23 protein-coding genes are annotated in these 22819 nt (G+C 72.3%); 11 read left to right on the forward strand and 12 right to left on the reverse strand.

All coding sequences use genetic code 11. From position 1 onward, the window contains the following. Positions 1–9: 9 nt before the first annotated feature. Positions 10–891 (reverse strand): transporter substrate-binding domain-containing protein, encoded by an 882-nt coding sequence (locus ACW9J6_RS05225; RefSeq protein WP_457115383.1) that lies wholly within the window; start codon positions 889–891, stop codon positions 10–12. A 249-nt stretch (positions 892–1140) separates the two neighbouring features. Between ACW9J6_RS05225 and ACW9J6_RS05230 the strand changes: the two genes are divergently transcribed. Then, on the forward strand, positions 1141–1641 hold the full coding sequence (locus ACW9J6_RS05230) for a GNAT family N-acetyltransferase (RefSeq protein WP_457115384.1): 501 nt from the start codon (positions 1141–1143) through the stop codon (positions 1639–1641). A gap of 42 nt (positions 1642–1683) precedes the next feature. Here ACW9J6_RS05230 and ACW9J6_RS05235 read toward each other — a convergent pair whose 3' ends face one another. The 4 genes from ACW9J6_RS05235 to ACW9J6_RS05250 all read right to left on the reverse strand — a co-directional run bounded on the left by ACW9J6_RS05235 (position 1684) and on the right by ACW9J6_RS05250 (position 8590). Beyond that, on the reverse strand, positions 1684–3759 hold the full coding sequence (locus tag ACW9J6_RS05235; protein WP_457115385.1) for a hypothetical protein: 2076 nt from the start codon (positions 3757–3759) through the stop codon (positions 1684–1686). 70 nt (positions 3760–3829) lie between these two features. Further along, positions 3830–6646, reverse strand: a complete 2817-nt coding sequence (locus tag ACW9J6_RS05240) for a DUF4159 domain-containing protein (protein WP_457115386.1) — start codon at positions 6644–6646, stop codon at positions 3830–3832. 13 nt (positions 6647–6659) lie between these two features. Continuing rightward, positions 6660–7571, reverse strand: a complete 912-nt coding sequence (locus ACW9J6_RS05245; protein WP_457115387.1) for a DUF58 domain-containing protein — start codon at positions 7569–7571, stop codon at positions 6660–6662. An 8-nt stretch (positions 7572–7579) separates the two neighbouring features. After that, positions 7580–8590: an AAA family ATPase gene (locus tag ACW9J6_RS05250; protein ID WP_457115388.1), complete on the reverse strand. Its 1011-nt coding sequence runs from the start codon at positions 8588–8590 to the stop codon at positions 7580–7582. A 235-nt stretch (positions 8591–8825) separates the two neighbouring features. Between ACW9J6_RS05250 and ACW9J6_RS05255 the strand changes: the two genes are divergently transcribed. From ACW9J6_RS05255 to ACW9J6_RS05285, 7 genes are all read left to right on the forward strand, one after another. Further along, positions 8826–9077, forward strand: a complete 252-nt coding sequence (locus ACW9J6_RS05255; protein WP_457115389.1) for a type II toxin-antitoxin system ParD family antitoxin — start codon at positions 8826–8828, stop codon at positions 9075–9077. Continuing rightward, positions 9074–9364, forward strand: coding sequence for a type II toxin-antitoxin system RelE/ParE family toxin (locus tag ACW9J6_RS05260; protein WP_457115390.1), 291 nt, complete (start codon positions 9074–9076; stop codon positions 9362–9364). The genes ACW9J6_RS05255 and ACW9J6_RS05260 overlap by 4 nt, the downstream gene beginning before the upstream one ends. An 89-nt stretch (positions 9365–9453) precedes the next feature. Beyond that, on the forward strand, positions 9454–9879 hold the full coding sequence (locus ACW9J6_RS05265; protein WP_457115391.1) for a PaaI family thioesterase: 426 nt from the start codon (positions 9454–9456) through the stop codon (positions 9877–9879). 39 nt (positions 9880–9918) lie between these two features. Further along, positions 9919–10515, forward strand: coding sequence for a DUF1285 domain-containing protein (locus tag ACW9J6_RS05270; protein WP_457115392.1), 597 nt, complete (start codon positions 9919–9921; stop codon positions 10513–10515). Then, positions 10512–11171, forward strand: coding sequence for a CoA pyrophosphatase (locus tag ACW9J6_RS05275; RefSeq protein ID WP_457115393.1), 660 nt, complete (start codon positions 10512–10514; stop codon positions 11169–11171). Before ACW9J6_RS05270 ends, ACW9J6_RS05275 begins: the two co-directional genes overlap by 4 nt. Beyond that, complete coding sequence (locus ACW9J6_RS05280; protein WP_457115394.1) at positions 11168–11425, forward strand: DUF6111 family protein; 258 nt, start codon at positions 11168–11170, stop codon at positions 11423–11425. Before ACW9J6_RS05275 ends, ACW9J6_RS05280 begins: the two co-directional genes overlap by 4 nt. Then, positions 11422–12663 (forward strand): CCA tRNA nucleotidyltransferase, encoded by a 1242-nt coding sequence (locus ACW9J6_RS05285; protein WP_457115395.1) that lies wholly within the window; start codon positions 11422–11424, stop codon positions 12661–12663. Before ACW9J6_RS05280 ends, ACW9J6_RS05285 begins: the two co-directional genes overlap by 4 nt. Positions 12664–12714: 51 nt before the next feature. Here ACW9J6_RS05285 and ACW9J6_RS05290 read toward each other — a convergent pair whose 3' ends face one another. Further along, positions 12715–13887, reverse strand: coding sequence for a helix-turn-helix transcriptional regulator (locus tag ACW9J6_RS05290; protein ID WP_457115396.1), 1173 nt, complete (start codon positions 13885–13887; stop codon positions 12715–12717). Positions 13888–14243: 356 nt separating this feature from the next. On the opposite strand from ACW9J6_RS05290, the gene ACW9J6_RS05295 reads away from it, so the two are divergent. Beyond that, positions 14244–15032 carry a DUF4198 domain-containing protein gene (locus ACW9J6_RS05295; protein WP_457115397.1) on the forward strand — a complete coding sequence of 263 codons (789 nt, stop codon included), beginning with the start codon at positions 14244–14246 and terminating at the stop codon, positions 15030–15032. Here the strand turns inward: ACW9J6_RS05295 and ACW9J6_RS05300 are convergent. The 5 genes from ACW9J6_RS05300 to ACW9J6_RS05320 all read right to left on the reverse strand — a co-directional run bounded on the left by ACW9J6_RS05300 (position 15025) and on the right by ACW9J6_RS05320 (position 19659). After that, entirely contained in the window at positions 15025–16431 is a 1407-nt protein-coding gene (locus ACW9J6_RS05300; protein ID WP_457115398.1) for an FAD-binding oxidoreductase, read from the reverse strand. The genes ACW9J6_RS05295 and ACW9J6_RS05300 overlap by 8 nt on opposite strands. Positions 16432–16502: 71 nt before the next feature. Then, complete coding sequence (locus tag ACW9J6_RS05305) at positions 16503–17207, reverse strand: ferredoxin reductase (protein ID WP_457115399.1); 705 nt, start codon at positions 17205–17207, stop codon at positions 16503–16505. 1 nt (position 17208) lies between these two features. After that, positions 17209–17814 carry a sulfite oxidase-like oxidoreductase gene (locus ACW9J6_RS05310; protein ID WP_457115400.1) on the reverse strand — a complete coding sequence of 202 codons (606 nt, stop codon included), beginning with the start codon at positions 17812–17814 and terminating at the stop codon, positions 17209–17211. 60 nt (positions 17815–17874) lie between these two features. Next, entirely contained in the window at positions 17875–18060 is a 186-nt protein-coding gene (locus ACW9J6_RS05315; RefSeq protein WP_457115401.1) for a hypothetical protein, read from the reverse strand. Positions 18061–18339: 279 nt separating this feature from the next. Then, positions 18340–19659, reverse strand: a complete 1320-nt coding sequence (locus tag ACW9J6_RS05320; RefSeq protein WP_457115402.1) for a TadE/TadG family type IV pilus assembly protein — start codon at positions 19657–19659, stop codon at positions 18340–18342. A gap of 269 nt (positions 19660–19928) precedes the next feature. On the opposite strand from ACW9J6_RS05320, the gene ACW9J6_RS05325 reads away from it, so the two are divergent. Then, a complete protein-coding gene (locus tag ACW9J6_RS05325; RefSeq protein WP_457115403.1) occupies positions 19929–20222 on the forward strand; it encodes a hypothetical protein in 294 nt (97 codons plus the stop codon). 499 nt (positions 20223–20721) lie between these two features. Beyond that, complete coding sequence (locus tag ACW9J6_RS05330) at positions 20722–21546, forward strand: outer membrane protein (protein ID WP_457115404.1); 825 nt, start codon at positions 20722–20724, stop codon at positions 21544–21546. A 264-nt stretch (positions 21547–21810) separates the two neighbouring features. Here the strand turns inward: ACW9J6_RS05330 and cysK are convergent, their stop codons facing one another. Continuing rightward, positions 21811–22791, reverse strand: a complete 981-nt coding sequence (gene cysK, locus ACW9J6_RS05335; protein ID WP_457115405.1) for a cysteine synthase A — start codon at positions 22789–22791, stop codon at positions 21811–21813. Positions 22792–22819 lie beyond the last annotated feature (28 nt).

Genomic DNA, 22819 nt, shown 5'->3' on the forward strand with positions numbered 1-22819 from the left:
GTGCTGCGCTCACTCCTTCGGCGTCATGTCCGCGTTGAACCACTTGGTCGAGAGCGTCTTGAGGGAGCCGTCCGCGATCATCGATCCGATCCCCTCGTCGAGCCGAGCCTTGAGCGCGGTCTCGCCCTTGCGCAGGCCGAAGGCGACGCCGCGCCCGAGGATGCCGCCGTAGAAGCGCGGCCCCGCGAGCACGATGCTGCCCTTGAACTCGGGCTTCTCGGCGGTGGCCCGCAGCACCGCGTCGTTGGCGAAGATCGCGTCGATGCGCCCGGCCGAGAGGTCGAGGTCGTGCTGCTCGGTCGTCTTGTACTCCCGGATCTCGGCCGTGCCCTTCAGGTACTTGTCCGCGAAGACGGCGTGGATGGTCGAGACCTGCACGCCGATGGTGGTGCCCTTCAGGAGCGGCTTGATCGCCTCGATCGCCTTCTGCGCGCCCGGCTCGTCGGTGGCGAGGCTGAACTTCTGGCCGGACAGGGGCAGCTTGGCGAGCGGGCCGTTCTTGTCGACGGCGAGGCCGGAGGAATCGCCGCTATAGGGCCGGGAGAAGTCGACCACCTTCTGGCGGGCATCCGTGATGGTCATCCCCGACATGATCGCGTCGAACTTCTTCGCCTGCAGCCCGGGCACGACCCCGTCCCAGTCCTGCACCACGAACTCGCAGGTGAGCTTGGTGCGCTTGCAGACCTCGCGGGCGAGTTCGATCTCGTAGCCGTCGAGGCTGCCGTCGGGCTTGGTGAAGTTGTAGGGCGCGTAGGCACCCTCGGTGGCGATGCGCACCACCGGCGGCACGGAATCCTCGGCCGCGGCCGGCCGCGGCGCGATCGCCGCCAGGGTGAGCGCGGTGAGCGCGAGGAGCCTCCTCAGCGGCGCTGCGGGCAGGAATGTTGGCATGATCGATTCCGTGGCTGATCCGAACTGGCCCCCGCAGTGAAGCTGTGAAGTCCCCCTCACTGCAAGTCCCGCAGGGTCATGCGAGCCGCATGCCAGCGGGCGTTTGCACCGTTCGCTGCGCGCTGCTATCCCGCCGCGCGGCTCGAATCCGGGCTGGAGAGGAGCGAGCCATGGGACCCCGGCGCGACGAGGCGCGACGACGGACGCGGTGACGCCGCCCGTCCCTTTCCCTTCCTCCGAGGCTACCCGGTGAGTTCCCTTCCCCTCGTCATCCGCCCCGAGCGCGACCTCGACGGCGCGGCGATCGATCGCCTGCACGAGCGGGCCTTCGGCCCCGGCCGATTCGCCCGCACCGCCTATCGGCTGCGCGAGGGCGTGGCGCATCTGCCCGACCTCTCCTTCACGGCGCTGGTCGGCACGCTGCTCGTCGGCTCCGTGCGCGTCTCGCCGGTCCGGGCGGGCGGCGCGCCGGCCCTGGTCCTCGGCCCGCTGACGGTGGACCCCGCCTTCGGCAGCCGGGGCATCGGCGGCGCGCTCATGAACGCCTCGATCGAGGCCGCGCGCGCGGCGGGACACGGGCTCATGCTCCTCGTCGGCGACGCCGCCTACTATGTCCGCTTCGGGTTCCGGCCCGTGCCGCCACGGCGCCTCGTGCTGCCCGGCCCGGTCGACCCGGCGCGGTTCCTGGTGCTGGAGCTGCGCGCGGGGGCGATGGAGGGGGTGGAGGGGATGGTGGTCGGGGGTCCGTAGGCGAGGACGCCCGGGTCGCACGGAGGCGGCCCGGTCGTCCCGTCACGCCCGCCGCCGGCCCTCCGCGAGCCACATCGTGAGCACCGCGGCGGCGAGCAACGCCAGCGCGACGAGGCCGAGCGCCAGCGGATAGACCGAGACGCCGCGCACCACCGCGCTGTCGCTCGGCCGGAAGCCGATCCACTCGGCGCCGGCGAGCCGTCCGGACCGGGCGATCTGCAGGCGCGGCACGACCGGCGCGCCGGCCCCCTCAGAGAGACGGCGCACCGAGCCGCCCGTGGCCTCGGCGAGCGGGCGCAGGCGCTCGGTGTCGCTGAACACGTCGACGAGTTCGCGCGGATTGGCCGGCCCCACGCTCACGAAGCTGACGAGACTGCCCGAGCGCAGGGTGTGCAGGCCGAGTTCGCCCGCCTCGAAGGTGGCCGCGAAGAGGCCCGGCCGGTCGGAGTCGAGGGTGAGGGTGCGGCTCGCCCCGCTCGGCGCCGTGACGGTAACCGGCTCGGCCGTGTCACCCATGGTCTGCCGCTCGACCCGGACCTCGCGGCCGTGGCCCGTGGTGGCGGCGCGGAGCGCCTCCTCCTCCAAGGCCGGCTCCTTCATCAGCCAGTGGCCGAGCCGGCGGAGCAGGTCGAGATGGGGCCCGCCCTCCTGGTAGCCGCGGGCCCAGAGCCAGGCGTGGTCGGAGAGCAGCAGCGCCACGCGGCCCTTCTCCTCGCGAGAGAGGGCGAGCAGCGGAAGCGCGTCGGCACCCGCCATGATCGGGGTGATGCCGGGCCGCACCTCGGCCCCGATCAGCCGCAGCCAGTCGCCCCAGGCGGGCGGGCTCGCCGCGGAGCCCGGCAGGTCGCGGGTGACCGGGTGGCGCTGGCCGCTGCCGGTGAGCATCGCCTTGTAGGGCCGCTCGACCACCCGCCCGTTGGGCTCGCCCGGCAGGATCGCGGCGAGGCGGGTGCGCGCGAGGCTCGCGGCGGAAGCGAATTCCGGTCCCGCCGCGATCAGCAGCGCCCCGCCCTCGCGCACGTAGCGCACGATGTTGTCGAAGTAGCTCGACGGCAGCACGCTCTGGTTGGCGTAGCGGTCGAAGATGATGAGGTCGAAATCCTTGATCTTCTGCTGGAACAGCTCGCGAGTCGGGAAGGCGATCAGCGAGAGTTCGGAGATCGGGGTGCCGTCCTGCTTCTCCGGCGGGCGCAGGATCGTGAAATGCACGAGATCGACGTTGGCGTCCGACTTGAGCAGGTTGCGCCACGTCCGCTCGCCCGCATGCGGCTCGCCCGACACGAGGAGCACCCGCAGCTTCTCCCGGATGCCCTCGATCGGGAGGACCGCGCGGTTGTTGGCGGTGGTGAGTTCGCCCGGCAGCGCCTCCGCCTCGATCTCCACCACGTTGGGTCCGCCATGCTCGATGCGCAGCGTCAGGGCGAAGGGCTGGCCGGTGCGCACCGACTGGCGCACCACCTCCTGCCCGTCGCGCCGCACGGTGACGACCGCCGCGCCGGTGCCGCCGCGCTCCATCACTTCGGCGCGGATCGTCTGCTCGCGCCCGACGATGCCGAAGCGGGGCGCCTCGATCAGGCGGATCTGGCGATCCCGCTCGTCCGGATGGCCCGTGACCAGGACGTGGAGCGGAGCCTTGAACCCGAGCGCGGCGGCGTTCGGCGGGATGTCGTGGACGACGCCGTCGGTGAGCATCACGACGCCGGCGAGCCGGTCGGGCGGCACGTCGGCGAGCGCGTTCGACAGGGCGGTGAACAGCTTGGTGCCCTCGTCGGCACCCGCCTCCGGCACGTCGATGAAGCGGGGCTCGATCTCCGCGAGTCCGCCGAAGCGCCGCTGCAGCTCGGCCCTGACCTGATCGGTCACGGCCGGGCGGTCGCCGAGCATCTGCGAGCCCGAGCGGTCCACCACCACGGCGGCGATGTCCTTGACGGGCTCGCGGTCTTCCTGGACGAGCGCCGGGTTGGCCAGCGCGGCCACCACCAGCCCCAGGACGAGGACGCGCAGCAGGGCCACGGGACCCCGCGCCAGGAAGGCCACGAGGCCGAGCACCAGGACGAGCGCGGCGAGCCCCCAGAGCACGGGGAGCGGGACCAGGGGCGAGACGCTCAGGCTCAGCATGAATGATCCTTCGACGCGGACGGCCCGCACCTGCGGCCGCCGCGCGCGCCCTCCCGGGGCTCCGCCGCCCTCACTGCCCCAGCCGCTCCAGCAGGGCCGGCACGTGCACCTGGTCGGCCTTGTAGTTGCCCGTGAGCGCGTACATCACGAGGTTCACGCCGCCGCGGAACGCCATCTCGCGCTGGCGCGGGTCGCCGCCCACCACCGGGTAGAGCGCCTCGCCGCGCCGGCCCACCGCCCAGGCCGAGGCGAGATCGTTGCCGGTGATCACGATCGGCGAGACGCCGTCGCCCGCCCGCGCGGGCCGTCGCTCGGCGCCATCCGCGGCCGGGGGCAGCGCCTCGACCCACGTCTGGCCGTTGGCGTAGCGGCCCGGGAACGTGTCGACGAGGTAGAAGGCCTTGGTGAGGACGTGGTCGCGCGGCACCGGCTCGAGTTCGGGCACTTCCAGCGTCGAGAGCATGCGCTGAAGATAGAGGCTCTCGGCCGTGGGCGGGCCGCCGGACCGGGCCGTCATCGCGTCGCGGGTGTCGAAGATCACCGTGCCGCCGTTCTTCATGAAGGCGTCGATGCGCCGGATCGCCTGCTCGCTCGGCTGCGGGCGGCTCGGCACGATCGGCCAGTAGATCAGCGGGTAGAAGGCGAGTTCGTCCTTGGCCGGATCGACGCCCGCGGGCTCGCCCGGTTCGAGCGCCGTGCGGCTCGCCAGCATCTGCGTTAGGCCCGTGAGCCCGGCGCGGCTGGTCTCGTCCACCGTGGGATCTCCGGTGAGCACGTAGGCCATGCGGGTGACGAGGGCGGATTCGACGCCGTTCGGCCGGTTGGCCGGCGGCTCGGCGGCGCGCGCCGCGTCCGGTGCCACGAGGACGAGGAGGCCGGGCAGCAGGAGAGCCGCCGCGGCCCGGCGCCAGCGGCCCGCCATCAGGCCGAGGAAGCCGCCGAGCCACAGGGTGGCGAGCGTGTCGAGGGCGAGGAGCGCAAGGGCAAGCAGGAAGAGCGGTCCCCGCAGGTCCCGCCGGGCGGCCTCGTCGAGCCCGCCGAAGCGGGAGGACGCGAGGGGCGCGTAGTCGAGGGGGCGCAGGCGATCGTCCGGCTTCAGCGCATTCACCGCGAGCCCTCCGTCCGGCGGTCCGTAGAAGCCCGGCGGGTGCTCGGCCGTGGCGCGGTCCGTGTAGGTGGCCGGGATGGCCCGGGCGGTCGCGGGCGGCGGGGCGAGCGCGCCGAACCCATCGAGGGCGAGGCGCGGCGCCAGCACCGGCGGCGGTCCCGCTTCGGCGGTTCCCTCGACCGGCGGATTGGTGCCGGCGAGCGCCACCACCCGGCGCAGCATGTCGACGAACAGGCCCGAGAGCGGCAGGTTCGACCAGGTCGTGTCGGCGGTGACGTGGACCAGGACCACCAGCCCCTCCCCGCGCTTAGCGGCGGTCACGATCGGCGTGCCGTCCTGCAGCGCCGCCCAAGTCCGGCGGGCGAGGTCGCCGTCCGGCTCGGCGAGGATCTGCCGCCGCACGCCGATATCGGCCGGAGGCGTCAGACCCGCGAAGGGGCTCTCCGGCGCGAAGGGGGCCAGCGTCTTCGGCCGGTCCCAGGAGAGTGCGCCGCCGAGCACCCGGCCGCCCCGGCGCAGGCGCACCGGCACGAGGTCGTCGCCGCCCGCCGCGAGGCGCGGACCGGCGAAGCGCAGCAGCAGGCCGCCCTTGGCGACGAAGCCCGCCACGCGCTCCTGCGTCGCCGGATCGAGCGCGCCGACATCGGCGAGCACCAGCACGGCGACCTGACTGTCGAGCATCTGGCCGATCGACTCGGCCACGCCCTTACCGCCGCGGGGCTCCTGGACGTCCGCGAAGGGCGAGAGCGCCCGCGACAGGTAGTAGACCGGCGAGAGCAGCGGCTGGGCCTGGTCCGCCGTGCCGCCGAAGACGAGCCCGACCCTTCGCCGCCGCCCGCGCTCGTCCGCGAGGGTGACGGCTCCGGCCGAGCGCTCGCCCGCCACCTCGAACCGCGCGATGGCGTTGCGGATCTCCACCGGCAGGTCGAACCCGACCTCGGCCTCGGTGGCGCCGCCCGCGAAGGCGAAGGGTCCCTCGGCCAGGGGCAGGCCCCGTGCATCGAGGGCGCGGACGCTGCCGCCATCGCGGCCGTTCGGCTCGGCGCGCACCACGCGCACGCCGATGCGTCCGCCGCTGCCCTCCGGGCCGGCGAGCGCCAGGGCCGGGGCCCGGTCGCCCTTGAGCACGGTGAGCGAGGCCCCGCTCCGGCCCGCCGCCTCCGCGAGCCCGGCCGGGAAGCGGCCCTCGTCCGCCGCCGCGACGCCGTCGCTGATCCAGGCCACGGCGGTCCCAGGATTCCGCTCCAGGAAGGCCGCGAGCGCCGGCAGATGCGCGTCGCGCGCGGCGAGATGGGGCTGCGGCTGGATCGCGCGCAGGCGCTCCAGCGCCGGACCCGGCGCCGTCGCGTCGAGGCCGGCGGGCGCGGCGGCGGTCGCGAGCACCGCTACGGGGCGCCCGGCCCGGGCCGCCGCCTCAATCTCCTCGGCCGCGACCCGCACCCTGAGCCGCCAGTCCTGGGCGGCGGTTGCGCCGTTGTCGAGGACGAGCAGCAGCGGCGTGCGCCCCTCGCCGAGGCTCGACGCAGCGGGGTTCCAGACCGGGCCCGCCACCGCGAGGATCAGGGCCGCGGCGGCCACGAGGCGCAGGATCAGCAGCCAGGGCGGGGTACGCGCCGGCGTCTCCCGCTCCGGGAGCAGGTCGGCCAGGATGCGCAGCGGCGGGAAATCGATCCGGCGCGGGCGCGGCGGCGTCACCCGCAGGAGGTACCAGAGCGCCGGAAGCGCCAGGAGCGCCCCGAGCGCGAGGGGGGCGGCGAAGCTCAGGGGCAATCCGAACATCGGCAGCGCCTCCTCAGGCCCCGGCCCGGGCCGCCACGAGCGTCAGCAGGCGAAGGGCCGCCTCGCTCGCGGGCCGGTCGGTGCGGTGGAGGCCGAAGGTCCAGCCGTGCCCGCGGGCGATCTCGGCCAACGCCGCCCGGTGCGCCTGGATCCGCCTCCGGTAGGCGTCCCCCCAGGCGGCGGCGTCGCCGACCCGCAGCGCCAGCCCCGCCTCCAGGTCGTGCAGTTCCGCCTCGCCGGTGAACGGGAAGGTCTCCTCGACCGGATCCACGATCGCGAGCAGGTGCCCGCGCGCCCCCGCCGCCGCGATGCCCGCGATCGCGGTCCGCAGGGTGTCGGGCGGTGTCAGGAAGTCGCCGATCAGGACCACCTCGTCGAACCGCGCCACGGGCGCGCGCGGCGGCAGATCCTCGTCGAGACCGCCGAGATCGGCCGCCAGCACCTCCGCCACCCGCTCGACGATGGTCCGCGAGGCCACGGGCCTGGCGAGGCCCAGGAGGCCGACCCGCTCGCCCGCCTCCACGAAGGCATCCGACAGCGCGAGGCCGAGCACCAGGGCCCTCTCCACCTTCGGCGCCTGCGCCAGCGCGGAGGCGAAGCCCATCGAGGCCGAGCGGTCGACCCAGAGCCAGACCGTGTGGGCAGCCTCCCACTCGCGCTCGCGCACGTAGAGGCGCCCGTCCCGGGCGGAGCGGCGCCAGTCGATCCGGCCCGCCGCCTCGCCGGCGACGAAGGGCCGGAACTGCCAGAAGCTCTCGCCCGGCCCGGCCCGGCGCCGGCCGTGAAGCCCGTGCGCCAGGGTCGAGGCGACGCGGCGCGCCTCCAGGATCAGCCGCGGCATCCGCGCCGCCAGGGTGAGGGCGGTTTCCGTTTCGCGCCGCCCGGGGGCGCGTCTCGCGGCGTCGAGGACGCGGGTCGAGGCCATTCCGTGCCCTAGAGACGCGAGGAGAGCCGGCCCACAAGGCCGGGGATCGTCTCGCCGTCCGCGCGGGCCGCGAAGGTGAGCGCCATCCGGTGCTTGAGTACCGGCTCGGCCAGGGCCGCCACGTCCTCGACGGAGGGCGCGACGCGGCCCTCGATCAGCGCGCGGGCGCGCACGGCGAGCATGAGCGCCTGGCTGGCCCGCGGCCCCGGCCCCCAGAGGAGCTTCGGCGCGACCGCGGCGTCGCCGCCCTCCGGCCGCGCGGCGCGCACGAGATCGAGGATCGCGTCGACCACCCGGTCGCCCACCGGCAGGCGCCGCACGAGGCGCTGGGCGGCGAGGAGCGCATCGGTGGTCATCACGGGCTCGGGGCGGTGCTCCTCGGCGCCGGTCGTCTCGATCAGGATGCGCCGTTCGGCCGCCCGGTCCGGGTAGCCGACATCGATCTCCAGGAGGAAGCGGTCGAGCTGGGCCTCGGGCAGCGGGTAGGTGCCCTCCTGCTCGATCGGGTTCTGGGTGGCGAGCACGTGGAAGGGCCGCGGTAGATCGTGCCGCTCGCCGGCCACCGACACGACGTGCTCCTGCATCGCCTGCAGCAGCGCCGACTGGGTGCGCGGGCTGGCACGGTTGATCTCGTCGGCCATCAGCAGCTGGGCGAAGACCGGGCCGCGCACGAAGCGGAACGAGCGGTGCCCGGCCTCGTCCTCGTCGAGGATCTCGGTGCCCAGGATGTCGGAGGGCATCAGGTCGGGCGTGAACTGCACCCGGCGCGCGTCGAGCCCGAGCACCGTGCCGAGCGTCTCGACGAGCTTGGTCTTGGCGAGGCCGGGCAGGCCGACCAGCAGGCCGTGGCCGCCCGCCAGGATCGTCACCAGGGCGAGATCCACCACCTGCTCCTGGCCGAAGATGACTTGATGGATCGCGTCGCGCGCGCGTCCGACGGAGGCGAGGCAGGCCTCCGCCGCCGCGACGATGCCGTCGTCGAGGGTGGTCGCGGTGGCCGGCGCGCTGCCGTGGGTCATGGGGGATCCTCTGCTCGCGGTTTCGGATCCGCCCCGATCCGCACCAGACCCGGGAGTGTGGAACCCTGCCCTGCCCGAGGCAAGGTCGGCGCGACGACGCAGGGTCGGACGGGACGTCGTGCTTTGGGGCGGGACGGCAGCAAAACCCCGGCCTGACAGGGTGAGGAGGGCCGACCCTGTTCCCCTGCTTGACAAGAATTGACAGACTTTGCCAGGATGGGCACTCGAGGTTCCCATGGCAACCATGAACGTGTCGCTGCCCGATCAGATGAAGGACTGGGTCGAGGCACAGGCCCGGACTGGGCGCTACAGCAATGCGAGTGACTACGTGCGCGACCTGATCCGGCGGGATCAGGAGCGCCTCAACAGACTGGAACTATTGCAGCTTTCCGTCACCGAGGGCATCGACAGCGGGATCAGCGACCTCTCGGAGGACGAGGTCCGTCAACGCGCACGGCGGAGACTGTCGACGACGCTGACCCCATGACCGTCCGGAGGACGAAGCGGGCCGACCTCGACATCGAGATCATGTATCTCGAGGGAGTTCAGTTGTTCGGGATTGAACAGGCAGAGCGATATCAAGACGGTTTGTTTCGAACATTCCAGATCATCGCCGCAAATCCGTTCATTGCTCGACTGAGACAAGAATTTCGTCCGCCTGTTCGAATCCATCCTTATGGATCGCACATGATTATCTACATTGAGGACGCCGCCGGCATACTTGTCGTTCGGGTCCTGCACGGGCGACAGGCTTGGGACAAACTTCTGTCGTGAGGCGGGACCGAACCGCGGACGGTCTGTTCGCTCTCACGAGCGATCCCGGACGCTCGCGACCCACCTCGAGACAGAACCAGTCCCGCACGATGACCGACCTTTCTCCCGCCGACGGCTGGCACCCCTTCACCGATCCCGGCTTCGTCGATCTGGTCGGGCCGATCTTCCAGCGCGAGGCGGACGGCCGCCGCAGCTTCGCGTTCCGGGCCGAGCCCAAGCACGCCAACCTGATCGGCGTCGTGCAGGGCGGCATGCTGATGACCTTCGCGGACCGCGCGCTCGGCATCGCCGCCATGGGGGCGGCCGAGGGCGCGAACTGCGTCACCGTGCAGTTCGACATGCAGTTCGTCGCGGGCGTCCGCATGGGCGAGGTCGTGACGCTGGTGCCGGAGGTCATCCGGCGCACCGGGACCCTCGTGTTCCTGCGCGGCGACCTGCGGGGCGGGGACGGAATCGCGGCGAGTTGCAGCGGCGTGTGGAAGATCCTGCGGCGGCGGCCGGATCAGGCCGCCTGAGGCCGTTCACAAACATCACGCCTCGCCTATCTTCGCCCCATGACGAACGCGCAGTCCGGTCCCTCCGCCGGCCCCCTCGAACGCCTCGCCGCCGCTCTCGGACCGGAGGGCAGCCGCCGCGGGCCGCCGCCGGTGGAGCGCTGGAACCCGGATTATTGCGGCGAGATCCCGATGCGGATCGCCGCCGACGGCACGTGGCACTACAACGGCAGCCCGATCGGCCGGCCGGCCCTGGTGCGCCTGTTCGCGTCGATCCTGCGGCGCGATCCCGACGGCCGCATCGTCCTCGTGACGCCGGTCGAGCGCGTGGGGATCGAGGTCGAGGATGCCCCCTTCCTCGCCGTCGAGATGGCGGTCGAAGGCGAGGGCGACGGGCGCAGCCTCGCCTTCCGGACCAATGTCGACGACCTCGTCCCGGTCGACGCGGAGCACGGCCTGCGCTTCGAGCGGGACGCCGAGGGCGGGTTCAAGCCCTACCTCCATGTCCGCCACGGCCTCTGGGCGCTCGTCACCCGCGCCCTCGTCTACGACCTCGTGGAGCTGTGCGAGGAGCGGGAGGTCGACGGCGCGCGCTGGTTCGGGCTCGCGGCGGGCGGGCGCTTCCACCCCATCCTGCCGGCCTCGGACCTGTCGTGAGCGCCCTCGACGCGTTCCTGGCGCGGGCCGAGTCGGGCCTGCGGCGCGAGCCCCCCGGCCCCCTCGACCCGACCTCGAACCCGCGCGGGGACCACGACCTCGAACCCGACGTGCTCGGTGCGGCGCTCTCCCGCCCGCCCCGCCTCGCGGCCGTGCTGGTGCCGGTCCTGGCCCGGCCCGATTCCGTCACCGTGCTGTTCACGCAGCGGGCGGCGCATCTGCGCGACCATTCCGGGCAGATCGCCTTTCCGGGCGGCAAGATCGACGCGGCCGACCCCTCCCCTCTGGCGGCGGCCCTGCGCGAGGCCGAGGAGGAGATCGGCCTCGACCGCCGCCGCGTGCGCCCGCTCGGCTACCTCGATCCCTACCTGTCGGGGACGGGGTTCCTGGTGACGCCGGTGGTGGGCCTCGTCGACCCGGACGCGCCCCTCACCCTCAACCCGGCCGAGGTGGCGGACGCCTTCGAGGTCCCGCTGGCCTTCCTCCTCGACCTCGCCAACCACGCCTTGCACAGCCGGGAGTGGCGCGGGCGCCAGCGGCGCTACTACGCCATCCCGTTCGGCGAACGCTACATCTGGGGCGTCACGGCGGGGATCGTGCGCAACCTCTCCGATCGGCTCGCCCGGGCCGATGCTCCGGCGCTCGTGCCCCGATGATCCGCACGATCGCCGACGACCTGATCCTGTTCCTGCTGCCCTTCGTGGCGTTCGGGCTCTACCTCGTGCTGCGGCGGCGCAGCCCGCTGGTCTGGATCCACTGGAGCGACCAGGCTTTGCGGCTCGCGCTCGCGGGAGCCCTGCTGGTCGTGGCCTCGCTCCTCGCCGCCGGCGTTTTCGCGGAGCGGCACGGGGAAGGCTTCGTGCCGACCCACATCGAGAACGGGCAGGTGGTTCCGGGGCGCTTCCGGTGATCGGGACCGGGGACCTCGCGGCGCTGCTGGCGCGGCCGAGCCTGCGCCGCGTCCTCGACGCCCTCGCGGCGCCGGGCGAGGAGACCCGCGTGGTGGGCGGGGCCGTGCGCGACGCTCTGCTGGGCCGGCACGTCGCCGATATCGATCTCGCCACCACCCTCCTCCCCGAAGCGGTGATGGCCCGCGCAGCGGCGGCCGGCCTGAAGACCGTGCCGACAGGGATCGACCACGGCACGGTCACGGTGGTGGCGGGCGGCGAGCCCGTCGAGGTCACGACCCTGCGCGAGGACGTCGAGACGGATGGGCGCCACGCCGTGGTGCGGTTCGGCCGGGACTTCGCGCGGGATGCGGAGCGCCGCGACTTCACCATCAACGCCCTCTCGGCCGATCCGGCGGGACGCTTGCACGACACGGTCGGGGGCCTCGCCGACCTGGAGGCCGGGCGGGTCCGCTTCATCGGCGCGCCGGCCCAGCGCATCCGGGAGGATTACCTGCGGGTGCTGCGCTTCTTCCGCTTCCACGCCCGCTACGGTCGCGGTCCCGTCGACCGGGACGGCCTCGCCGCGGCGATCGCGGCCCGCGACGACCTCGCGGGCCTGTCGCGCGAGCGCGTCCGGGGCGAGGTGCTGAAGCTCCTCGCGGCTCCCGGCGCGCCGGAGGTGGTGGCGGTGCTCGCCTGGACCGGTCTGCTGCAGCGGCTCCTCGGCGGGATCGGCGATCTCGGCCGGCTCGCGCGGCTCGCCGCCGCCGAGGAGGCGCCCGATTCGGTCCGCAGGCTCGCCGCGCTGGCGGTCCTGTCAGCGGCGGATGCGGAGCGGCTCCGGGAGGTGCTGCGTCTGTCGAAGGCCGAGCAGGCGCGCCTCGCCGCCTACGCGCCCGCGGCGGCGGCCCTGCACGGCAGCATCCTTGCGATCGACGTCGCCGAGATGCGGCGTCAGGTGGCGCGGCACGGCCTGCGGGCGGTGGCGGATGCGGTGGCGATCCTGGCGGGGGAACCGCGGCCGATCATCGATCCGGAGGCCCGCGCGGCGCTCGCGGCCTTCGTCGGCGGCGCGCAGCCCGTGCCGGTGCTGCCGGTCACCGGCGGCCTCCTCGTCGCCCGCGGGGTAACACCCGGCCCGGATCTGGGGCGGGGACTCGCCGCCGCGAGGGCCGCCTGGCTCGCCGAGGGCTGCCCGACCGATGCGGCCTCCCGCCACCGCCTGCTCGCGCTCGCCCTCGCCGCAGCTAAACCGTGAGACAGGAGCGCTCGGCCCGACGGAACCCGGATCTGCTCGACGAGAGGCGGATCAGTTCGCGGCCGCGTAGCGCTCGGGCGCCGCGCCGCGCGTCTCGGGCAGCCGGATTGCCGGGGCCGCCGCCATCACGGCGCGCAGCAGTTCGGCCTGGCGGCGGGTGCCCGTCTTGTCGAAGAGCCGGGCGAGATGGGTGCGCACGGTCGCGACCCCGATGCCGTGGCACTCCGCGATCTCGCTGAGGGTGAGGTCCTGCAGCAGGCCTCGCAGCACCCGCAGCTCGCCCTGGGTCAGACCGTAGAGGCGCACCAGCGCCTCGCCGGGCACCATGCAGGGATGCTCGGGATCCTGCACGAACAGGGCGGCCACGGCGCGGCGCCCGGTCTCGGGGCAGCTCTCGGCGCGCAGGGGCACCACCTGCCCGACGAGCCCGCTGCGCGGCGCGGCGCCCCGCCGGGACGGGAAAGGCAGCGCCGCGGGGGGGCGTGCCGTGCCCTCACGGCAGCTGGCCAGTGCGGCGTCGAGCGCGGCCTGGGAGCGGGGGTCGCAGGCCGCGAGCGTCCCGGCCGGGAGGCGCAGCAGGGCGTCCCCCGCCCGCAGGATCGCCTCCGCGGCCGCGTTGGTGCGCAGCACCCGCCCGCCTGCATCGAGGAGGACCACGCCGAGGGACAGGGCGTCGAGGGCGGCCGAGAGGCACTCGGCGGCGCCGCTCTGCTCGGCGAGCAGGTTGCCGGTCTCGACCGCGCGCCGCACGTGCGGCAGCAGCAGGGTCATCAGGTCCCGCGCCTCCGCGGAAGCGGGCCGGTCGAAGGAGGCCGAGAGGCTGCCGCAGGCGGCGGACGAGCGGTTCAAGGGACCGGCGATCAGGTCCTCGACCCGCTGCGGGAGGCACCAATCCCGGTAGAAGGAAGAGTCCCGGAAGGCGTCCCGGTCGACGATGTCCGACAGGCCCAGGACCGCGTCGGACTTCGTGAGGACCAGGGCGAGGGAGAGCGGGCAGGTCCCGACATAATGCTCGCCGAAGCGCGCGCGAAGGTCGGGCGAGAGACCCACCGCGACGGCGAGCCGGCCCGTGCGGCTCTCGGGATCCTGGACGCCGATCCATCCGGCCGAGGCGCCGAGCGCTTCGATCAGGCGGGCCAGGGTGTCCGGCCACAGAGCCGCGTCCTGCCCGCAATCGTAGATGCGGCCGATCAGGTCGGAGAGTTCCGCTTGCGACAGCAGCATCTCGGTGCCCCCCGGCTGCTCCTGGCGCGGCGACGCTCCCTCCGCCCCGGAGAGACCGTCGCACCGGCCGGGAGTCGCACCGACCGTCCCCTGTCGATGCGCAGTAACTCTGGATTCAGGACGGGGCTTCGGGCAAGACCTCGCGGGTAGAGCCAAGCATCGTCCGGCGCGCTGCGTGCGTTTTCGCACGGAGCGACTATCGGGAGAGTGTTTTCCAGCGTGGCCGTTGCGATCCTGTGGTAGCCTCGCGGCCAGCGAGCGCGGATGCCTCGTTCTCGCCGCCGCTTGATCTTCCGGGGGCAGGCCCCACTTCTCGCCGGGCGATACGCTGGGCCGAGAGGGAGTGCGAACGGCCGATGTCCTGGATCCGCAGCCCGCGCCGGCTGACGGCGGCGGTCGCCATGGCGACCGCCGTGCTGAGCGGCGCGCCGGCCCGCGCCCACGACCTCTGGCTGACCCTCAGCACGCCCGAGACCGGTCCGCAGGTCCGGGTGAATTTCGGCAGCCCGCGGCAGCGGCTCGCCCCGTCCGCCGAGAAGGTCGTCGACCTCCAGGCGATCACCGCCGAGGAGAGTGTCGGCCTGCGCGCGGGCCTGAAGCCGTCCCCACCCGACGTGCCTCCCGCGCTGCTCGCGGCCCTTCCGACCAAGCCGGCGCGCACCCTTGTGGCCGCGCGCTACGACAGCGGCTTCTGGGTGACCCTCGGGGACGGGACGCGCCTCAACACCAGCCGGCGCCTCGCGCCGGATGCAGCCGACGCCCGGTGGGCGATCCGATTCGCCAAGGCGGCGTTCGGCGCCGCGGCGCCCTGGCTCTCAGTGCTCGGCCACACGCTGGAGATCGTGCCGCTGGAGGTCCCCTCGCCGACGGCGGGTGCGATCCGGGTGCGGATCCTGTTCCGCGGGGCGCCGCTCCCGGGCGCGGCGGTGCTCTACGGCGAGGGGAACGCCGATCTCGACACGCCCGAGGCGCCCCACGTGACGACCGACGCGGAGGGCGTGGCGACCGTGCCGATTCGCCGGGCGGGCGCGCAGCTCATCACGGCGCGCCACAGCGTGTCGCCCTCCGCGGCGCCCGGCCTCGCCGACCGCGACGAGTTCACGGCGACCTTCGCGTTCCGCCTCGACGAGCCGCCCGTCAACTGACGTCCGGGCGCGCCAGCACCTTGCCGGGATTGAGGAGTCCTTCCGGATCGAGGGCCGCCTTGAGGCGGCGGGCAAGGGTGATCTCCTCGGGACGGCGGTGGCGGGTCAGTTCCGCCACACGGTACTGGCCGATGCCGTGCTCGGCCGAGATACTGCCGCCGAAGGACTCTACCACCGCGTGCACCACGGCGTTGACGGCCTCTCCGGTCTGATCGCCCGCCGCGAGCACGTTGTAGTGGATGTTGCCGTCGCCCATGTGGCCGAAGGCGTTGGCGCGCGCGCCCGGCAGATGGGCGGCGAGCGCCCGTCCGGCCGCCTCCAGGAAGGCGGGGATCGCCGCGATGGGCACCGAGACGTCGTGCTTGACCCCCCGCCCCTCCTTGGCCTCGGCCTCGGTGATTCCCTCGCGCAGGGCCCAGAGACCCGCCGCCTGCGATCCCGATTCCGCGAGGACGCCGTCGCGCGCGTCCTCCCGCTCGAGCGCGGTCGCGAGCACGGCCTCGGCCACCTCGCGCAGGGCGGGCAGCGAGGAGGCCGCCTCGACCAGGACGTACCACGGGCTCTCCCCGAGGGGGTTGCGCGGCCCGCCGTGGCGGGCGACGAGGTCGAGGGACAGGCCGGAGATCAGCTCGAAGGCCTGGATCGCGTCGCCGAGTTCGTCCTGGGCGAGGGTGAACAGCCGCAGGGCGGCCTCGGGATCCGGCACCGCCAGGAGCGCCGTCGCCACGTGGCGCGGCCGGGGGGCGAGCCGCAGGACCGCCGCCGTGACGATCCCGAGCGTGCCCTCGGAGCCCACGAAGAGCTGCTTCCAGTCGTAACCGGCATTGTCCTTGCGCAGCGCCCGCAGCCCCTCGACCACGCTGCCATCCGCCAGGACGACCTCGAGCCCGAGCACGTTGGCGCGGGTCATGCCGTGGCGCACCACGTTGAGCCCGCCCGCGTTGGTGGCGATGACGCCGCCCAGGGTCGCGGAGCCCTCGGCCGCGAAGCTGATCGGCAGCACGCGGTTCACCGCGGCCGCGGCATCCTGCGCGGTCTTGAGCACGCAGCCGGCCTCGGCCGTGAGGGTCATACCGACCGGGTCCACGGCCCGGATCGCCGCCATGCGGCCGAGGGAGAGCACGACCTCCCGGCCCGATCCGTCCGGGGCCGCGCCGCCCGCGAGCCCGGTATTGCCGCCCTGGGGGACGATCGCGGCCCCAGCCTCGCGGCAGATGCGGACGGCGTCCGCCACCTCCGCCGTGCTGGAGGGGCGCACCACGCAGGCCGGCCGGCCCGGGAACAGGCGCCGCCAATCGACCGCGTAGGAGGCGACGTCGCTGTCCTGCGTGAGGATTCCGGCCGGTCCGAGGCGGGCGGCGAGCCGCTCCACGAGGTCATGCTTCGTCTCGGACGTCATCGGGGCTCTCCGGCGCGGGAAACGACGGCGCCGCCCTGGCGCGGAACGGCCGCCCTCGTCAAGCGCGCGGGTCAGCCGCCGAAGCGCTCGGTCCGGATCAGGCCGGGTGCGAGCCCCGCATCGAGCAGCAGGCCGCTCGCGGCGCCCACGAAGGCGTTGCTGCCGCACACGAAGCAACGGGCCGGCGGGCCGAGCCGGGCCAGCGCAGCGCCGACCCGTTCGGCGTCGAGGCGCCGGCCGTCGGGCACGCGGGTCAGGATGAGCATCAGGCCGAAGCCCGGCTCGTCGGCGTCCCGCCGGAGCAACTCGTCGTGGGCGATGACGTCTTCGGGGCGTCGGGCCGAGTAGACGAGCAGGGCGGGCACCTCCGGGGCCGCGGCCGCGCGGTGGCGAACCATCGCGAGGAGTGGCGCCACGCCGGACCCGCCGCCGACGAGCAGCAGCGGACCGCCCTCCTCCGGTCGCCACGCGAAGGCGCCGATCGGTCCGCGCAGCTCGATGCGGTCGCCGGGCGCGGCGATATCGGCGAAGAAGCCCGAGACCTCGCCGTCGTCCAGCCGCTCGATCAGGAGATCGAACGCGCCCGAAGGTGCGGGGGCGCTGGCGATGGAGTAGCTGCGCTGCGCCTGGTAGCCGTCGGGGGCGGTGAGCCGCACGTCGACGTGCTGTCCGGCCCGGAAGGTGAAGGGGATGTCGGGACGGAGCGTGAAGCGCTTGACCCGCGGCGTCTCGGTCGAGACCGCGGCGATGACCGCCTCCTGCCACGCGAGCGCCACCTCACTCCTCCGAGAACCGCTGCTCGCGCCACGGATCGCCGTACATGTGGTAGCCGCGCAATTCCCAGAACCCCGCCTCGTCCTTCTGCGTGAAGCGCAGGCCCTTCACCCACTTGGCGCTCTTCCAGAAGTAGAGGTGCGGCACCAGGAGCCGCGCCGGTCCGCCGTGGTCGGGTTCGATCGGCGCGCCGTCGTAGCGGGTCGCCACCATGGCCCGCCCCCCCGCGAGATCCGCGAAGGGCACGTTGGTCGTGTAATCGTCGTAGCCCTCGGCCAGGACGAAGTCCGTGGGGGCCCCGATCCCCGCAGCGGCGAGCAGATCGTCCACCAGCACGCCTTCCCACGCCGTGTCGAACTTCGACCACTTCGTCACGCAGTGGATGTCGCCGCTCCAGCGCGAGCGCGGGAGCGCCTCGAAAGCCTCCCAATTCCAGCTCTTCAGCGGCTTCGGGCCCTGCCAGAGGGTGAAGCTCCAGCGGGCGAGGTCGATGCGCGGGGTCGGCCCGAGCTGCAGGACGGGGAAGTCCTCGGTCAGGTACTGCCCGGGCGGCAGACGCTCCTCCACCGGCCGTGGCGGCCGCCGTCCCGTGAAGCCCCGCGTCGCCATGCCGTCCTCCTTGCCCCGCACGGGGCCAAGATGGCGTCGGGGCGCAGCGGCGTCGAGAGGTCAGCCGGTCCCGGGATCGACCTCGTTGCCTTGGCGATCCGCGGCGTTCGCGCCGGACTGGTTGCTGTCTCGTCGACGGGGCTTGTCCGCGCCGTCCTTCGGCACGGCGGCGATGCCTTCCAGGTCAGGGGCCGTCACCGGCCGGTCCGTCCGCGCCTCGCGCGCTTCTTCGTCGGATGCGCTCATCGATCGCCCTCCGGCGCCTCGTCGTTCCCGAGGACGGCGGTGGCGCGTTCGATCGCCGCGCCGGCTGAGGAATGCTGTTGTGCGGGATCCAGCGGGCGTGAGGGCGGGGAGGGATCCGGGGACCGCCCCCGCTCGGTGTCAGCCGGCCCCTGTTGGTCCTGCTGCTGTCGCGGCGCGGCGTCCGATCTGGGCATGGGCACAAGTCTCCGGCTATGGGGCGTTGCCGGATCAACTCGATGCCCTGAATGAGGTTGCGGCGGCCGAGGATCGACACAGACCCTACCGGACGAGTGTGGTCTGCGCCTTGATCGCGTCGCCGAGGCCCTGCGGAACCCGAATGTCAGTCGAGGAATAATCCGAGTTCAAGTACAGCGTAGGACCATCGTAGATGTCGACCTGCTGCGCAACGATGATGGTGTAGGCCGATCGGTCCGCGATCGGCTTGTCGGATTGGATCAGCAATCGTCCGACGGGCAGGTAGATCGTGCCGAGGAGATTTCTGGCGTTGTCGCTGCGGATCCGGTAGAGCCGCATCGGGGGCGATCCGGGCGGCGGGGGCGGAGGGGGTTTATCCTCACCACCCATGGCGGCCTCGGGCCTCCAGCCGAGCGAACGGTCCTCGAAGAACAGCAATCCGCTCATCTCGCCGTCCTTCGGCGCCGATAAGTCGATCGTACTATGCTGGCCGAAATAGATGCCGGCTCCGCTTCCTTCGAAGTAGAAACCGACATTCTGCCCCGTGATCGACGCGTGCAATGTGACGATCAGCGGTCCGTCTCTGATCACGTAAATTCCGGACTCAAGCGTGACGTTTGCACCATTGTAAATATTCAATCCTCCGCAGTAGACTCCTGGCGTGAGGTGATACTCTGGTGTATAGAGCCCGTCGATCTTCAGGTGTTCCTTCGTGCATCGACCAGTCCTTGGCGCACGCCGTGACGCCAACGGATCACGCAGGGTTGGGCATCCACTCTGTACGACGCCTCTGACCATGCGACCGTGGTTGGCGACGCCGCCGCGCGCGCAGATCAGCCCGGCCTCGACCACAACGCCCACCCCAATATTGACGCTGGACGGACCTTCGGAATTGGCGAACAATCCACACCCGCTCGCAGAGACTGTCGCGTTCTGGTGAAACCGTAAAGTGTTACTGCGCCGCTCGTCGAGCGTCAGCAGGCATATGCGCTTCGACCGGGACCGCTCCGCCACCGAGGTTACGGTGATCGTCGCAAAGTCCATTTTCAGGGCATCCGCGAAGAGGATTTTCATACGCTCGGTGAGATGAACTTCGACTTGAGAACGGTCCGTCAGGACGGAGGCCGTGGCGGAAATCAGCTTCTTGTCCGGAGGATCGGCGAGGTCGATGGCGGTGCTCTCCGCCAGCCCCTTGATGTAGGCCTCGGCGCCCGCCACGCCCAGCTCGCCAGCGGCGGCGAGGGCGGCGGAATCGGCCGCATTCTGCAAAACCTGCCGCCGCTTCTCGAACCGGGCGAACTCGAGCGCCGCGCCCGCGGCGATCGTCAGCATCGTGAAGCAGACCGCCACGATGAGCGCAACGGAACCCGCGCGATCACGCTTCAAAGATCTAAAACCAAGCATGCATTCGACTACCTTCCCGGCGCAACTGGAGGGCTCAGGCGTAAAAAAATGATGATCGTGAAGCTACGATCTGTGGATCGGTGTTTTCAACTCTAGGTAAAATGAGTGAGCGACCCGTCCCCGGCCGGACGTGGTCGCGGCCCTCCTGGCCCAGCTTCAAAAAGGGCGAAATCGTGCCGTGCCCCCTTCCCACATGACGCGCGTTGACGCAGTCTTGGGCCGAGGAACCAGGCCGCCGGGAGAGCGGCCGCAGCACATGGAGGTGCGCCATGGTCATGCCGAACCGCCTCGTGAAATCCGCCTGGATCGCCGCCGAGGTGACGCGGAACACGGCCGAGAAGATCTTGGTCGTCGAGGCCTACATCGCGGTGAGCCCGCTCGAGAGCGGATACGATTCGGCCCGCTACGGCCAGTTGGTGGAGGATGTCCGGCGCATCCTCGCCGAGAACCCGGACATCGACCGCGCCTCGATCCTCAGCGTGCACCGGGAGTCGCGCTGTGCCGCCCTGTTCCGCCGCGCCGTCCCTGACTGCGAGGGAGCGAAACCGGAACTCGTGGCCTGAGTGACGGACGGATCCCGGCGGGACGGCCGCACGGGTGATGGGCCGGTGGCCGGAGCGGGGCGATTCGCCTTCCGCTCCGCCACCTGCCGTTCCTGAATGACGAGGCCGTCCGCGCGCCCCCAACGGGCCGGACGGCGCAGGACCGCGTCCCGCCCGTGTCCGGTCGATTGCGCCGGGAGACCGGCCCGCCAGAGCGCGTCCGACAATCCCCCGCCCTTCCCCGCCCGCCTTTCCCCTCGCGGTGCCGCGCCCTCTCGGCGGCGCCCCCGCCGGGCGCCCGCGGCTCATCGGCGCCAAGCCGCCTTCATGCCCTAAGGTTCTGCGGAATCGGCGCGCCGCGATCGTCGGCGAGACGATTTTCGTCTCAAGAAAGGGTCACGACGTCCCAAACGGCAGGGCTGTAGGGTGCTGTTGCGCTCGCGCCATAGACTGAGGACGTCCACGGGGATACTTGGGCAGTGCTGAGAAGTTGAGGAATTCAATGTCGAAATTATTCACCATGTTGGCCGCAGGCGCGATGCTCACGGCCAGCACGGCGTTCGCCGCGGACCTGCCGCGCCGTGCCGTGCCGCCGGTCGTCGCGCCGGTCCCGGTCTTCACCTGGACGGGGTTCTACGTCGGCGCCAATGCCGGCTACGGCTTCACCACCGGCGAGAGCCGCAACCGGAACGCGGCTTTCGCGATCGACGACGCCGACATCGGCACGCCCGGTGGCAGCTTCCGCTTCAACAACCGCGGCCAGAACGGCTTCACCGGCGGCCTGCAGGTCGGGGCGAACTACCAGTTCACCCCCGGGAGCGGCTTCGTGGTCGGCGTCGAGGCCGACGCGCAGTATCTCGCCTCCGGACGTCGGCGCTCGGGCGTGATCGCGGGCGCCAACACGGCGTTGAACCCGAACGTCGTGTTCTTCGACCCGCGGGCGACCGCCGGAATGGAGTATTTCGGCACGGTGCGCGGCCGCGCCGGCTACGCCTTCGACCGCACCCTGGTCTACGCCACCGGCGGCTACGCCTACGGCGGCGGCAGCGACAACCGCTTCGGCGGTGCCACCGACAACGCGCAGATGCGGACCGGCTGGACGGCCGGCGGCGGCGTCGAGTACGCCCTGCCGACCTCGTCCTTCCTGAACGTGTTCGGCGCCTCCGCGGTGACCCTCAAGCTCGAAGGGCTCTACGTGAACGTCGAGCGGAACAAGGGCCTCGCCCTGCTCGCCGTCAACACGCAGACCGGCGATCTCTTCCTGCGCACGCCCGACCGCCGCACCCTCGGCGACGACTTCGCGGTCATCCGGGCCGGCGTGAACTACAAGTTCGGCACGTTCTAGAGCATTTTCCGACGAAGTGGGTCCCGGTTCGTCGAAGAAAATGCAGCAAAAACAGAGACCTAGAGTAACAGCCGATTGCAACGCGATCGGATCCTGCTCTAGGTCACCGTCCGACCAGGAGGGCGCCGCGCCGGCGCCACCGCGTTCCGGGTCTCGGCCGACGCGTCCCCAGTCCCGATCACCTGGCCGCCACGCCGAGCGATGCCCCGGAAGCGATTCCGGGGCGTTTGCCGTCGTGCCGCCGAGCGGGACGGAGCGCGGGGATCAGATGCCCTCGAACAGCGCCGAGGAGATGTAGCGCTCCGCGAAGGAACAGGCGACGGTGACGATCCGCTTGCCCCGGAACTCGGGGCGCGCGCCGATCTCGAGGGCCGCGGCCACGTTGCCGCCGGTCGAGATGCCGCCCGGAATGCCCTCCAGCCGCGAGAGCAGGCGCGCCGTCTCGAAGGCGGTCTGGTTCGACACCGTCACGACCTCGTCGATGACGCTCCGGTCGAGGACGTTCGGCACGAAGCCCGCGCCGATGCCCTGGATCTTGTGCGGGCCCGGGTTGCCGCCCGACAGCACCGGGGAATCCTCCGGCTCGACCGCGATCACCCGCAGGTTCGGCAGGCGCGGCTTGATGACCTGGCCCACGCCCGTGATCGTGCCGCCGGTGCCCACGCCCGCCACGAAGGCGTCGAGCTGGCCTTGTGTGTCGTTCCAGATCTCCTCCGCGGTGGTCTTGCGGTGGATCTCGGGATTGGCCGGGTTGTTGAACTGCTGGGGCATCACCGAGCCCGGGATCTCCTTCAGCAGCTCCTCCGCCTTGGCGATGGCGCCCTTCATGCCCTGCGGTCCCGGCGTGAGCGCGAGCTCGGCGCCGAGGAAGGTCAGCATCTTGCGGCGCTCGAGGGACATCGTCTCGGGCATGACCAGGATCAGCCGGTAGCCCCGCGCCGCGGCCACGAAGGCGAGCGCGATGCCGGTATTGCCCGAGGTCGGCTCGACCAGCGTGCCGCCGGGCTTGAGCACCCCCTGGGCCTCCAGGGCGTCGATCATGTTGACGCCGATGCGGTCCTTGACGGAGGCGATCGGGTTGAAGAATTCGAGCTTCAGGAGGATCTCGGCCTCGACGCCGCGCTCCTTGGGCAGGCGGTTGAGGCGCACGAGCGGCGTGTTGCCGATGGTCTCGGTGATCGAGCCGAACACGCGGCCGTGGCCGGGCTTGCGGCCGGTCTCCGAGGCGGTGGTGGCGTCGGCCATGTCGGATCTCCTGAATGGATGCGATGAC

It is taken from the genome of Methylobacterium sp. JK268 (assembly GCF_054052225.1).

Excerpts from the sequence above, each read along its gene's own strand:
- cysK (WP_457115405.1), bottom strand. The coding sequence starts at position 22,791 with ATGGCCGACGCCACCACCGCCTCGGAGACCGGCCGCAAGCCCGGCCAC.
- ACW9J6_RS05325 (WP_457115403.1), top strand. The coding sequence starts at position 19,929 with ATGGTCATGCCGAACCGCCTCGTGAAATCCGCCTGGATCGCCGCCGAG.
- ACW9J6_RS05290 (WP_457115396.1), bottom strand. The coding sequence starts at position 13,887 with ATGCTGCTGTCGCAAGCGGAACTCTCCGACCTGATCGGCCGCATCTAC.
- ACW9J6_RS05235 (WP_457115385.1), bottom strand. The coding sequence starts at position 3,759 with ATGCTGAGCCTGAGCGTCTCGCCCCTGGTCCCGCTCCCCGTGCTCTGG.
- ACW9J6_RS05320 (WP_457115402.1), bottom strand. The coding sequence starts at position 19,659 with ATGCTTGGTTTTAGATCTTTGAAGCGTGATCGCGCGGGTTCCGTTGCG.
- ACW9J6_RS05260 (WP_457115390.1), top strand. The coding sequence starts at position 9,074 with ATGACCGTCCGGAGGACGAAGCGGGCCGACCTCGACATCGAGATCATG.
- ACW9J6_RS05265 (WP_457115391.1), top strand. The coding sequence starts at position 9,454 with ATGACCGACCTTTCTCCCGCCGACGGCTGGCACCCCTTCACCGATCCC.
- ACW9J6_RS05270 (WP_457115392.1), top strand. The coding sequence starts at position 9,919 with ATGACGAACGCGCAGTCCGGTCCCTCCGCCGGCCCCCTCGAACGCCTC.
- ACW9J6_RS05255 (WP_457115389.1), top strand. The coding sequence starts at position 8,826 with ATGGCAACCATGAACGTGTCGCTGCCCGATCAGATGAAGGACTGGGTC.
- ACW9J6_RS05280 (WP_457115394.1), top strand. The coding sequence starts at position 11,168 with ATGATCCGCACGATCGCCGACGACCTGATCCTGTTCCTGCTGCCCTTC.
- ACW9J6_RS05310 (WP_457115400.1), bottom strand. The coding sequence starts at position 17,814 with ATGGCGACGCGGGGCTTCACGGGACGGCGGCCGCCACGGCCGGTGGAG.
- ACW9J6_RS05225 (WP_457115383.1), bottom strand. The coding sequence starts at position 891 with ATGCCAACATTCCTGCCCGCAGCGCCGCTGAGGAGGCTCCTCGCGCTC.
- ACW9J6_RS05295 (WP_457115397.1), top strand. The coding sequence starts at position 14,244 with ATGTCCTGGATCCGCAGCCCGCGCCGGCTGACGGCGGCGGTCGCCATG.
- ACW9J6_RS05250 (WP_457115388.1), bottom strand. The coding sequence starts at position 8,590 with ATGACCCACGGCAGCGCGCCGGCCACCGCGACCACCCTCGACGACGGC.
- ACW9J6_RS05315 (WP_457115401.1), bottom strand. The coding sequence starts at position 18,060 with ATGAGCGCATCCGACGAAGAAGCGCGCGAGGCGCGGACGGACCGGCCG.
- ACW9J6_RS05240 (WP_457115386.1), bottom strand. The coding sequence starts at position 6,646 with ATGTTCGGATTGCCCCTGAGCTTCGCCGCCCCCCTCGCGCTCGGGGCG.
- ACW9J6_RS05245 (WP_457115387.1), bottom strand. The coding sequence starts at position 7,571 with ATGGCCTCGACCCGCGTCCTCGACGCCGCGAGACGCGCCCCCGGGCGG.
- ACW9J6_RS05300 (WP_457115398.1), bottom strand. The coding sequence starts at position 16,431 with ATGACGTCCGAGACGAAGCATGACCTCGTGGAGCGGCTCGCCGCCCGC.
- ACW9J6_RS05330 (WP_457115404.1), top strand. The coding sequence starts at position 20,722 with ATGTTGGCCGCAGGCGCGATGCTCACGGCCAGCACGGCGTTCGCCGCG.